Annotated in this window: 9 protein-coding genes; all 9 read right to left on the bottom strand. The window is 64.2% G+C overall.

The features are described from left to right. Nucleotides 1-439: 439 nt before the first annotated feature. The 9 genes from HX881_RS01575 to HX881_RS01535 all read right to left on the bottom strand — a co-directional run bounded on the left by HX881_RS01575 (nucleotide 440) and on the right by HX881_RS01535 (nucleotide 12,473). A complete protein-coding gene (locus HX881_RS01575) occupies nucleotides 440-1,477 on the bottom strand; it encodes an ABC transporter permease (protein ID WP_177082316.1) in 1,038 nt (345 codons plus the stop codon). 60 nt (nucleotides 1,478-1,537) lie between these two features. Beyond that, nucleotides 1,538-3,109, bottom strand: coding sequence for a sugar ABC transporter ATP-binding protein (locus HX881_RS01570; protein ID WP_017127303.1), 1,572 nt, complete (start codon nucleotides 3,107-3,109; stop codon nucleotides 1,538-1,540). A 75-nt stretch (nucleotides 3,110-3,184) separates the two neighbouring features. Next, nucleotides 3,185-4,123 carry a sugar ABC transporter substrate-binding protein gene (locus HX881_RS01565; protein ID WP_177082314.1) on the bottom strand — a complete coding sequence of 313 codons (939 nt, stop codon included), beginning with the start codon at nucleotides 4,121-4,123 and terminating at the stop codon, nucleotides 3,185-3,187. 70 nt (nucleotides 4,124-4,193) lie between these two features. Beyond that, nucleotides 4,194-4,376, bottom strand: coding sequence for a hypothetical protein (locus HX881_RS01560; RefSeq protein ID WP_017127305.1), 183 nt, complete (start codon nucleotides 4,374-4,376; stop codon nucleotides 4,194-4,196). A 227-nt stretch (nucleotides 4,377-4,603) separates the two neighbouring features. After that, nucleotides 4,604-6,310 (bottom strand): AMP-binding protein, encoded by a 1,707-nt coding sequence (locus HX881_RS01555; RefSeq protein WP_177082312.1) that lies wholly within the window; start codon nucleotides 6,308-6,310, stop codon nucleotides 4,604-4,606. A 23-nt stretch (nucleotides 6,311-6,333) separates the two neighbouring features. Continuing rightward, on the bottom strand, nucleotides 6,334-7,632 hold the full coding sequence (locus tag HX881_RS01550) for an acetyl-CoA C-acetyltransferase (protein WP_177082310.1): 1,299 nt from the start codon (nucleotides 7,630-7,632) through the stop codon (nucleotides 6,334-6,336). Continuing rightward, nucleotides 7,629-8,537, bottom strand: a complete 909-nt coding sequence (locus HX881_RS01545; RefSeq protein ID WP_177082308.1) for a MaoC family dehydratase — start codon at nucleotides 8,535-8,537, stop codon at nucleotides 7,629-7,631. The genes HX881_RS01550 and HX881_RS01545 overlap by 4 nt, the downstream gene beginning before the upstream one ends. A 3-nt stretch (nucleotides 8,538-8,540) precedes the next feature. Next, nucleotides 8,541-9,893 (bottom strand): 3-oxoacyl-ACP reductase, encoded by a 1,353-nt coding sequence (locus HX881_RS01540; protein WP_177082306.1) that lies wholly within the window; start codon nucleotides 9,891-9,893, stop codon nucleotides 8,541-8,543. 30 nt (nucleotides 9,894-9,923) lie between these two features. Next, nucleotides 9,924-12,473: an acyl-CoA dehydrogenase gene (locus tag HX881_RS01535; RefSeq protein WP_177082304.1), complete on the bottom strand. Its 2,550-nt coding sequence runs from the start codon at nucleotides 12,471-12,473 to the stop codon at nucleotides 9,924-9,926. Between the last annotated feature and the right edge of the window lie 263 nt (nucleotides 12,474-12,736).

The following is a 12,736-nucleotide window of genomic DNA, read 5'->3' as shown; positions in this document are numbered from 1 at the left end:
TTTCTCTATAGAAAATACGTGCATTAAGGCGAATTAGGGAGCGTCCTGCACACCTGAGGGGATGCACAGAAAGGCGCCGTCCATTCCAAGCGCCACCCGGCACTCAATTTACGAGGGGCGGCAGTCTAAGGCCGAGTTATCGAGTCAGCAACTGAAATGACAGCAAAATCGTCCGATAGCCCCGGGCAAGCGCCCTGGCGCCCTTCCCATGGGCGCGTATCGGAGTGTGTTTATAACAAGAAATTCCGTTCTGTGCCCGCATTCAGGGGACAAACGGCAAAACCGGAGGGAATGGGACCGTCCGCAACGTCATATTGAGCCTTGTGGGAGGGGGCTTGCCCCCGAAGCTTTCGGAGGCCTCTCGGGCCCCTTCGTGGGCAAGCCCACTCCCACAAGGTCGCCTCTCCTGCCCTCTCTCCCCCAAGCTCTCCTTGAGGACTCAGCGCTTGAGCTTGCGCTTGTTGCGGTATTGGTCGATGACCACGGCGATGACGATGATCAGGCCCTTGATGATGTCCTGGATATAGGCATCGACCCCGACAAAGGTAAAACCGCTGGCCATGACCCCGAGGATCAGTGCACCGATCACCGTGCCGGTAATGCGCCCGACCCCGCCGGCCAGGCTGGTGCCGCCGATGACCGCCGCCGCGATCGCGTCCAGCTCATAGGACATGCCCATCCCCGCCTGCCCGGTCGCCGCCCGCGCCGAAGCCACCACGCCGGCCAGCCCGGCGAGCAGCCCGGCAATGCTGTAGACGATCACCAGGTGACGCTTGACGTTGATCCCCGAGGTGCGGGCCGCCTGCATGTTGCCACCGATGGCGTAGGTGTACTTGCCGTACTTGGTGTAGCGCAGGGCGATATGGAAGATCACCGCCACCACCAGGAAGATGATCACCGGCATCGCCCCGTGACCGATCGCCGTGTAGGAGTCCGAGAGCATGCTCACCGGCTGCCCTTCGGTGTAGTAGCGAGCCAGGCCACGGGCCGAGACCATCATGCCGAGGGTCGCGATAAAGGGCGGGATCCCGGTCACTGCGATGATGCTGCCGTTGATCGCCCCCGCCAGCAGCCCGACCCCCAGCCCGGCCACCACCGGTATCCACACCGGCAGGTCGGTCAGCGAAGGAAACACCGCCCGGGAAAAGTCCGAGGTCTGCGCCAGGCTGGCGGCGATCATCGCCGACAACGCCAGCACCGAGCCGGATGACAGGTCGATCCCGGTGGTAATGATGACCTGGGTCACGCCGATGGCCAGCAGGCCGATCACCGACACTTGCAGGATCATCAGCACCAGGCGCTGGGAATTCATCAGGAAGCTCTGGTCGCGAACGATCCAGCCGAACAGCTCGAAGACCAGGCCGATACCGATCAGCACCAGGAAGATGCTCAATTCGGTCGGCAACCGTCGACAATGCTTGATCGGTGCCAGGGCGGGCTTGTTGTCCGCCGGTTTGTTTTCCAGGACTGCACTCATGACCGCTTATCCTCTCTTGCCACCGACAGGCGCCGGCACGCGGCGCCCGCCTTGATATAGTCAGTGAACCGCCGGGATCCCCGACGCCAGTTGCATCACGCGCTCCGACGTGGCCTCGCCGCGGTCCAGGGTGCCCATCAGGTCGCCTTCGTGCATGACCATCACCCGGTCGCTCATGCCCAGCACTTCCGGCAGTTCCGAAGAAATCATGATCACCGCCATGCCTTCGCTGGCGAGGTAGGCGATCAGGCGATAGATCTCGGCCTTGGCCCCGACATCGATGCCACGGGTCGGCTCATCGAGGATCAGCAGCCGCGGGTTGGTCATCAGCCAGCGGGCGAGCAAGGCCTTCTGCTGGTTGCCGCCGGATAGGGTATCGATGCACTGCTCCAGGGACGGGGTCTTGACCCGCAGCTTCTTGCACATGTCCTCGCACAGGGCGCGCAGGGCCTTCTGCTGGATGAAACCGTTGCCGACGTAGTGCGGCAGCACGGCCATTTCCATGTTCTCCAGTACCGACAGGCAGGGAAACAGGCCGCTGAGCTTGCGGTCCTCGGTCAACAGCGCAAAGCCCTTCTCGATCGCCAGGTGCGGATCGCTGACCCGCAGCGGCTTGCCGTCCAGGCGGATCTCGCCGCCGCTGGCCGGAGTGATGCCGAACAGGGTTTCCGCGACATTGGTCCGTCCCGAGCCCATGAGCCCGGCGATCCCGAGGATTTCCCCGGCATGCAGGTCGAACGACACGCCCTGGAAGACCCCGTCCAGGCGCAGGTCCCGCACCGACAGCAGCAAGTCGCCGATGGGCTTCTCGCGCACCGGGAACAGCTGGTTCAACTCACGCCCGACCATCATCGAGATCAGGCTGTCGCCGTCCATGCTGTCGGCCCGTTGCAGGCCGATGTACTGGCCGTCGCGAAACACCGCGACTTCATCGGCGATGCTGAAGACTTCGTTCATCTTGTGAGTGATATAGACGATGCCCTTACCCTGGGCCTTGAGGTCGGCGATGATCGAGAACAGGTGCGCGACCTCCTTCTCGGTGATGGCCGAAGTAGGCTCGTCCATGATCAGCACATCCGAATCGTAGGACACCGCCTTGGCGATCTCGACCATCTGCCGTTCGGCGATACTCAGGTTGCCTACCAGTTCCTCGGGGTGGAGGTTGATACGCAGGCGTTCGAGCAGCCGCGCGGTGCAACGGTGCATCTCGCGGTGATCGATCATATGGAAACCGTTGAGCTGCTCGCGACCGATCCAGATGTTCTCGGCGATGCTCATGTGCGGCATCAGGTTCAGTTCCTGGTGGATCATCGCAATTCCCGACTGCAACGCCGCCAGGGGGCTGTCGAAGGTCACCGGCTTGCCCCGCAGGCGCAGCTCGCCGGCGTCCGGCTGATAGATGCCGGCGATGATCTTCATCAGGGTCGACTTGCCGGCACCGTTCTCGCCCATCAGCGCCAGGACCGATCCCGGACGGACCCGCAGTTGTACATTGGACAGGGCAATCACACCGGGAAAGCCCTTGCTGACGTTGACCACTTCCAGCAGGTAGGGCGAGTCGGCAAGGCGCGTGTCGACGGAGGACGCAAGGGACGCCTGTGGCGTGGACGCAGCAGTCGCGCTGGCGAGCATGGTCGGGTACTCCTCGGCTCGGGGTGGGCAAGGCGCCATCGGCACCCTGCCGGCTTGTTGTTATTGGAGCGCAGCCTATTTGAAATCCTTGACGTTCTGCGGGGTGATCAACTTGTACGGTACCCAGACCGCGGCTTCGACCGGCTCCTTCTTGATCATCTTCACCGCGGTGTCGATGGAACCATCGGCCTGGCCCTTGGCATCCTGGAATACCGAGACGGTCATATCGCCTTTCTCCACAGCCCGCAAGCCATCCGGCGTGCCATCGACCCCGGCGATCAGCACAGTGCCCTTCTTCACCCCGGCCTGGTTCAACGCCATGGACGCGCCGATGGCCATTTCATCGTTGTTGGCGACCACCGCATCGAACTTGCGGCCCTGGGTCAGCCAGTCATTGGTCAGGGTCATGCCCTTGTCGCGCAACCAGGTGCCGGTCTGCTCCTGGTCGATCTTTATGTTCGGGTACTTGGCCAGGACCTCCTTGACGCCCTTGGTGCGGTTGGTGGTGGAATTGTTGGCCAGGTCGCCCAGCAGGATCACGATATCGCCCTTGCCGCCTAGCTTGTCGGCCAGGTACTGCATCTGCATCTGGCCGGCCTCGAGGTCGTTGGAAGCGACGGTGACCACGCCCTTGGGCAGGCTCAGGTCATCGGGACGGCGGTTGACGTAGACCAGCGGGATACCGGCCTTGACCGCGGCCTCGGTGATTTTCTTCGTGGCGGCGGTATCCACCGGGTTGACGACAATGGCGTCGACCTTCTGGCTGATGAAGCTTTCCACCTGGCTCAACTGCTTGACCACGTCGCTGCGGGCATCTTCGAACTGCAGCTTGACGCCATCGGGCATCGACTTGGCCTTCTTGTCCATGTTCTCGCGCAGGTAGGTCAGCCAGGTGTCGTCGAACTGCGACATGCTGACACCGATCTTCAGGTCGGCCATGGCCGCGCCACTGGCGAACATCAGGGGCAGTGACAGCGAGAGCGCCAGCGAAGCGAAACGGATCTTGGTGTTCATGAATATTCTGTCTCCACAATTCTTGTTGGTTTTATGGGCGAAGCCTTTCAGAGCACTCTATTGCAGGGCATCAGGCCGCCGGCAGGCGCACGATCGGCGCACCGCCGATGCAGCACACGACGACGCCCTTGCGTTCAACGCACAGCAGCTTGAAGATCGAGAGAAGGAAAACGGGAATGCGGGCGCGAGGCAGGTCGCGTTGCGGGTGAAGCGATGCACGTGAAACACGGAGCGCAGGAGTGAAGGTTTTCATCGACGGCACCTGTTGTTTTTGTTGGTCCGTGCGCGCTGTATTCAAGGAACAGAATCGTCGCGACACGGTAAGTCGGCAACCTGGAAACGACTTTATTGGAAAATAATTTCCATATCAACAGATTTTAGAATTATTTATTCTGCAAGAACCGGGAGGGATAAACGAAAAAACAAAGGCGCCGGTCCAGGGCGCCTTGATCAAGAACGAGGGACTGTGCGAAAACCTGCCTACTCCCGCAAGGCCCGGCGCAATACCTTGCCCACGGTGGTCTTGGGCAGTTCCTCGACGCGGAACTCGACAATCCTCGGCACCTTGTACCCGGTCAGGTACTCCCGGCAATGCGCCAGCAGCTGCATCTCCGTCAGCCCCGGATCCTTGCGCACGACAAAGATCTTCACCCGCTCCCCGGTCACCTGGTCCGGCACGCCGATCGCCGCCACTTCCGCCACGCCGGGATGCAGCGCCACCACATCCTCGATCTCGTTCGGGTAAACGTTGAAACCGGACACCAGGATCATGTCCTTCTTGCGATCCACCAGGCGGATAAACCCCTGCTCGTTCATCACCCCGATATCCCCGGTCGACAACCAGCCCGCGGCGTCCAGCACCTTCGCGGTCTCTTCCGGGCGCTTCCAGTAGCCTTTCATGACCTGCGGCCCGCGCACCTGCAACTCGCCCTCCTCGCCGATTGCCGCCAGCGAACCGTCCTCACGGGCGAACCGCACCCAGGTCGAAGGCAGCGGTACGCCGATGGTCCCGCTGAAATCGCCCTCGCGCATGCGCTTGATATCGATGGGGCTGATGCTCACCACCGGTGAGCACTCCGTCAGCCCGTAGCCCTCGATGATCGGCACCCCGGTCACTTCCTTCCAGCGCCGTGCCACCGCTGTATGGGTGGCCATCCCGCCGGCAATCGCCAGCTTCAGGTCGGAAAAATCCCGTCCACGAAATGCCTCGTTTTCCAGCAGCCCGTTGAACAAGGTGTTGACCCCGACGATCCCGCTGAACTTCTCCTTGCGCAGGATCATCTGCACGCGCTTCACGTCCCGCGGGTTGGCGATCAGGATATTGCGCCCGCCCAGGCACATGAACATCAGGCAGTTCACCGTCAGCGACAGCACGTGGTACAGCGGCAACAGGGTCACGTTGGTTTCCTGCTGATTCTCGTCCAGCTGGTCGCCCACCCAGGCCTTGGCCTGCATCAGGTTGGCGAGGATGTTGCGGTGGGTCAGCATCGCCCCCTTGGCATCGCCCGTGGTGCCGCCGGTGTATTGCAGGAAGGCGATATCGTCGTGGGCCAGCGCGACATCCCTGGCCTTCAGGTTCCTCGCCTGTTTCATCATCGCCGGGAAACGGATCGAGCCCGGCAGGTGGAAGCGCGGCACCTGCTTCTGCACATGGCGCAGGACGAAATTCAGCGCCGCGCCCTTGAGTGTCCCCACCAGGTCGCCGATCGCCGCCACCACGATGTTCTTCAGCGCGCTGCCCGCCATGGCCTGTTCCAGGGTATGGGCAAAGTTCTCGAAGATGACCACGGTCTCGGCACCGCTGTCCTTGAGCAGGTGCTTGAGTTCATGGGCGGTGTACAGCGGGTTGACGTTGACCACCACCGCGCCGACCAGCAGAGTGCCGAACAGGCAGATCGGGTATTGCAGGCAGTTGGGCATCATCAGCGCCACGCGGTCGCCCTTCTGCACACCCCGCGATTGCAGCCAGCCGGCAAAGGCAAAGACCTGTCGCTCCCACTCGTCATAGCCCATTTCGGTGCCGATACTGACGTAGGCCACCCGTTGGCGGTACTTCTCCACGTGTTCGAGAAACACCTCGCGCAGCGACGGGTAGCGGTCGATCTCGGCCTCGACATCCGCCGGCACGCCGGGATGGTAGGCGCTCAACCAGACACGTTCGATGGCAGGCAGGCTCGCGACACTCATGGCAGTCTCTCCTTGTTGTTGTTTTATTTTTCGACAATGGCGGTCACGCCCAACCCGCCGGCGGCACACACGGAAATCAGCCCGCGGCCCCCGCCCTTTTCGGCGATGGCCTTGGCCAGGCTGGCCAACAGCCGTGCGCCAGTGGCGGCGAATGGATGCCCGCAACCCAGCGAGCCGCCATTGACATTGAGCCTGTTGCGCTCGATGGCCCCCAGCGGCGCGTCCAGCCCGAGCCGCTCGCGGCAATAGTCCGGGTCTTCCCAGGCCTTGAGCGTGCACAGCACCTGCGCGGCAAAGGCCTCGTGGATTTCATAGAAATCGAAGTCCTGCAGGCCCAGCCCTTCGCGGGCCAGCATCCTGGGCACGGCGTAGGCCGGCGCCATCAGCAGCCCTTCGCTGCCATCGACAAAATTCACCGCCGCCGTTTCACCGGTGCGCAGATAGGCCAGCACCGGCAGATTGTGCGCCGCCGCCCATTCCTCGCTGGCCAGCAGCACCACCGAGGCGCCATCGGTCAACGGTGTCGAGTTGCCGGCGGTCAGGGTGCCATTGCGCCGGTCATACGCCGGCCCCAGCCCCGCCAGTTTTTCCAGGCTGGCATCGGCCCGCAGGTTGTTGTCGCGCCGGAGTCCGCGATAGGGAGTGATGAGGTCGTCGAAAAAACCGCGCTGGTAGGCCGCATGCAACAACTGGTGACTGTTGAGGGCCAGTTCATCCTGGGCCAGACGCCTGATCTGCCAGCGCTTGGCCATTTCCTCGCAGTGCTCGCCCATGGACAAGCCCGTGCGCGGTTCGCCATTGCGTGGCAGCAGTGGCTTGAAGAACATGGAAGGACGCACGCCGAGCAGGCTGCGCAGCTTGCCCGCGACGCCCTTGTGGCGATTGGCCTCGAGGAGGATCCGACGCAGCGACTCGTTGATCCCGATGGGCGCGTCCGAGGTGGTGTCGGCGCCCCCGGCGATCCCCACCTCGATCTGCCCCAGGGCAATCTTGTTGGCCACCAGCAGCGCCGCTTCGAGGCCGGTGCCACAGGCCTGCTGGATATCATAGGCAGGCGTCTGCGGCGACAAGGTGGTGGACAGCAGGGTCTCGCGGGCCAGGTTGAAGTCGCGTGAATGCTTGATCACCGCACCGGCGGCGAACTCCCCCAGGCGCTGGTCATGCAGGCCATAGCGGTCCACCAGGCCCTGCAGGGCGGCCACCAGCAGGTCCTGGTTGCTGTCATGGGCGTAGACCGTATTGGAGCGGGCGAAGGGAATGCGGTTTCCGCCGAGAATGGCCACCCGGCGTACCGGGGCCGGATTGAAGCTGTACTCACTCATGAACAGGTTCCTTCGGTTCGAGCGCCGTGGATCAGCACGCCGCGCATATGCGGCTTGTCCCCCGCCGCCGTGCGCACTTCGAATGTGTGGCGGGCACCCGCGGCTGGCGCCTGCCACAGGGTCGCACTGCCGGGCAGGAAAATCGGCAGCTTGAACTCGCAATCGAGCTCCGCCGCCGCCAGTGCGTAGGGTGGCTGCTGTGCCGCCAGGGCACGGCCCAGGGTCCACATGCCATGGGCAATCGGTCGTTTGAAACCGAACAGGCGCGCCCCCGGCCAGGACGTATGGATCGGGTTGTGATCCCCCGAGACCCGCGCGAACCGCCGCCCCAGGTCCGCCGGCAAGGACCAGCGCTGGGTACGCAGCAGTGCCGGTTCGAGCAGCTCCGGCGCGCCTTGCCAGGGCTCGCCGACCGGTGCGGCCACCCCACGACGCAGATACAGACTCTCGCTTTCCCAGACCAGGCTGCCGCCGCCATGGGCCTGGGTCACGATCAGCAGCGCCTGGCCCTTGGGATGCGCCACCCAACGTTCACAGTGCACCTGCAGGCGCAGGGCCTGGCCCTCTTCCAGCCGGTGGTATTGGCGGATCCGGTTGGCCAGGTGCACCATGCCGCTGGCCGGCCAGGGAAAGGCCGGGCTGGTCAGCAACAACAGGTGCAGGGGAAACGCCAGGGTATGCACGAACGACAGCGGCACCCCGTGCTCACGGCGAAAGCCACAGGCCCGGGCATAACGCTCGATGTCCGCCGCCCGCAGTTCCACCGCGGGACGCACCAGCCGCTCAGTCGGCAAGCGTGGCAGTGCCTCGGCCTTGGGCTTGCGCAAGCTGCGCAGCCCGCGCCACAGAAGCCGGGTGGTGGAAGGCGGCGGCTCGATGATACGAATAGTCGAATCCGGGTTCATCGCTCAGGCCCCCAACAGACTTTGCCCGCAGACACGGACCACCTGGGCGTTGATCCCGCCTGACGCCGGATGGGCCAGCCAGGCGATGGTCTGTGCCACGTCCTCGGCCTGCCCGCCCTGGGCCAGCGAATTCATCCGCCGGCCCGCCTCGCGAATCAGCAAGGGGATCTTCGCGGTCATCTGGGTTTCGATAAACCCCGGTGCCACGCCATTGACCGTTACCTGCTGGCGCGCCGCCAACGGCGCCAGGCTCTGCACCAGGCCGATGACCCCGGCCTTGGACGTCGCATAGTTGCTTTGTCCCAGGTTGCCGGCGATCCCGGAAATCGACGAGACGCAGACGATCCGCCCGCCGGGCTTGAGCCCCTGGCCTTCGAGCAACGCCGTGCTCAGCCGCAACGGCGCCTCCAGGTTGACCGCCATGACCTTGCGCCAGGCGGCCTCGGTCATCTTGGCCAGGGTCTTGTCCTGGGTGATGCCGGCGTTATGCACGACGATATCGAACGCACCCTGCTCACCGACAAAGGCCAGCAAGCGCTCGGCGGCCTGGGGTGCGGTGATATCCAGCGGCAGTGCACTGCCCTGGAGCGAACCGGCGACTTGCTGCAACTCGGCCTCCACCGCGGGGATATCCAGGCAGATCACCTCGGCCCCGTCGGCGGCCAGTACCTGGGCGATGGCCAGGCCGATGCCGCGGCAGGCGCCGGTGACCAGCGCCCGGCGCCCCGTCAGCGGCCGATCCCAGTCGATGGCCCTGGGCACATCCACCGGCTCGACAATCCGCACCACCTGCCCGGAGACATAAGCGGAGCGCCGTGACAGGAAGAAGCGCAGGCTGCTGTCCATTTCCGTTTCGGCACCGGGCTCCACGTACAGCAACTGGGCCGTGATCGCCCGCCGCAGTTCCTTGCCGAGGGAGCGCACAAAGCCCTCCAGCGCCCGCTGGGCCACGGCCTGGGCCAGCTCCTTGCAGTGTTCCGGCGCGGTTCCCAGCACCAGCACCCGCCCGTGGTGGCTCAGGCGCCGTACGTTGGCATGGAAGAACCGGTACAACTCGTCCAGTTGCGCGATATCGGCGAGACCGCTGGCATCGAACACCAGGCCCTGGACCTTGACCGTGGACGGCGCATCGATACTCGCCGCCGCGGCCACCACGGTCTCGGTGGCGGCGAAGATCCGCTGCAACTCGCCGAGCAGCCGCCCCTGGGGCGCGGCAGCCAGCACCAGCGGATTGAGGCTGTTGCCCGCCAGCCCCTGACGGTAGCGCTGCAGCGGCAGTGGTTGCGGCAAGCCGACCGACTGGGCCAGGCGTCGGCCCCAGGATGAATTGACAAAGGAAAGGTAACCGTCAGACATGAAAGAATTCCGCTAGAGGCCAGAGAAGGATCAATACGCACTGTCGTCGGCGACAACGGTGTCCACGCTGACTGGCGGACGCCGCCTGGTCGCGGGCTTGCCGGCTTGGTCGAGGTGCGCCTGGCGCCGCTGCAAGGCTTCCAGCAGGCCGAAGTCCTGCGGAAAATCGTCGACCTGGATCGCGTGGTCGCCGTACTCGACATAACGCCCGAGCAACTGGTCCTCTTCCGCGCTGATCAATTGCAGCTCCAGGGCCTTGGCCCGCCAGGCCACAAAGGCTTCGCGGGAAATCGGCAGCGGCGCGATCTCGCCCTGGCGGATCGCCGGCTTGAGCCGCGCCTCGATCAGCTCCACTTGCGGCAGCAGCCGGAACGCCAGCTCGCCATAGGCCAGCTTGTCGATGTCCGGGTGCGGGATATAGGAGTCGGCCAGCAGCCGGTCGCGGGTTGCGCCGGGGACCTGGACCAGGTCGGCGACTTCCCCGAGCAGGCGGTCGGACGGCTTGCGCAACGCGATGCCAAAGGGAAAGCCCAGGCCCCGAATCACCCGCGCGGCGGCTTTCGACGGGTAGTTGTCGAGGACTTCGTCGAGAGCTTCATGGGCCCGCAGCAAGGCGTCCTGGGCCGCCCAGTGCACCAGCGGCAGATCCGCCTGGGGACGCCCGTCATCTTCGAAACGCTTGAGCACGCAGGACAGGATATACAGTTGCGAGAGGATGTCGCCGAGCCGGCCGGTGATGCTTTCCTTGCGTTTCAGGGCACCGCCGAGCACGCCCATGGAAATGTCGGAAGCCAGGGCCAGCACCACCGACAGCCGGTCGATCTGCCGGTAGTAGGACGCCAGGGCCTTGTCGGTGCCGACGGGAGCCTTGAGCAGGCGTCCGCCGGTCAGGCCATGCACCGCCGCGCGCACGGTGTTGGCCACGACAAAGCCGATATGTCCGAACATCGCCCTGTCGAAGGCTTCCAGTCCGGCGCGCCCAGGCTCGCGCGCGGCTTCCATTTCACGGAACACATAGGGATGGCAACGAATCAGTCCCTGCCCGAAGATGATCAGGCAGCGGGTCATGATATTCGCCCCTTCCACGGTGATGGCGATCGGGCTTTGCTGATAGGCCCGCGCGAGGAAATTGTTCGGCCCCATGCAGATGCCCTTGCCGGCGACGATATCCATGCCGTCGTTGACCACCGCCCGGGCCCGCTCGGTGACATGGTATTTGGCGATGGCCGAGATCACCGAGGGCTTTTCCCCGGCGTCCAGGGACGCCACGGAAACCTTGCGCACCGCATCACAGGCATAGAGGTGCCCGGCCATGCGGGCCAGGGGCGCCTGCACGCCTTCGAACTTGCCGATGGGCAGGCCGAACTGCTTGCGCATCGCCGCATAGGCCGTGGTGCCGCGCACGGCGACCTTGGCCAGGCCGACGTTGGCCGACGGCAACGAGATCGCCCGCCCGGCCGCCAAGCACTCCATCAGCATGCGCCAGCCGTTGCCGACCTGGTCGCGCCCGCCGATCACCCAGTCCAGGGGGATGAACACATCCTTGCCCTGGGTCGGGCCGTTCTGGAACACCGCGTTGAGCGGCCAGTGCCGGCGCCCGGTCTGCACGCCTTCATGGCGGGTGGGAATCAAGGCACAGGTGATGCCCAGGCTGCCCTTGCGGCCCAGCAGGCCCTCGGGGTCTTCGGCGCGAAACGCCAGGCCGAGCACGGTGGCGATCGGACCCAGGGTGATATAGCGCTTGTCCCAGGTGACGCTGAACCCCAGCACCTCCTCGCCTTCGAACAGCCCCTTGCAGACCACGCCGACATCGGGAATGGCCCCGGCGTCGGAGCCGGCATAAGGGCTGGTCAGGGCGAAACAGGGAATGTCCTCGCCCCGCGCCAGGCGCGGCAGGTAGTGCTCGCGCTGGGCCTCGGTGCCGTAGTGCAGCAAGAGTTCGGCCGGCCCCAGGGAGTTGGGCACCATCACCGAAATCGCCGCGGCCGAGCAGCGGGTCGACAGCTTCATCACCACCTGGGAATGGGCATAGTGGGAGAACCCCTTGCCGCCGTATTGCCGGGGAATGATCATGCCGAGAAAACCGGCCTCCCGGGTGTATTGCCAGGCCTGGGGCGACAGGTCCTGCCAGACCTGGGTGGTTTCCCAGTCGTTGGCCATGTCGCAGAGGGTTTCGACTTCGTTATCGAGGAACGCCTGTTCCTCCTGGCTCAGGCTGGCCGGAGCGGCCTGCAACAGACGCTCCCAGCGCGGCTTGCCGCTGAACAGTTCGGCGTCCCACCAGACGGTGCCCGACTCGATGGCCGCGCGTTCGGTCTCGGACATCGCCGGCATGATCCGACGGAACAGCACCAGGGCCCTGCGGGTCAGCAAGGATCGGCGCAAGGGCTTGATGGCCAGGAGCAACGCCGGCAACAGCACCAGGATCGCAATCACCAGCGACCCCAGCGGCCCGACCACGTTGAACAGATAACCGCCCGCCAGCCACACCAGCCCGGCTCCGAGCCACAAGCTCGCCGGAGACTGTCGATACGCAAGGACCAATGCCCCTGCAACTGCAATCAATAACCAGGAAATCATGCGCACACCCCTTGTGTAATACGAGACAAACCGCCGATGCCGCTTATGCCCGACATCCTTGATCAGCCGCCCGAAGCGGCTCGCAGGCTTTACCTTACAAAGAATAGAGACGTTTTAAAATTATTTTTTAAATTAATATTTATCAAAAACACAAAACGAAAAAACCGACCCGGTCGGTTCTTGGAAGGCAGGAAATCGGGAGTCACGGGTACTACGACGACAATGTCGAGAAAGGCGGCTCCGGACGGACTTCAGCCCCCGGC

Source organism: Pseudomonas gingeri (assembly GCF_013386115.1).
Lineage (GTDB): Bacteria > Pseudomonadota > Gammaproteobacteria > Pseudomonadales > Pseudomonadaceae > Aquipseudomonas > Aquipseudomonas gingeri.
Note: the sequence above shows the minus strand (reverse complement) of the source record. Positions and strands in the feature narration are given on the sequence as shown.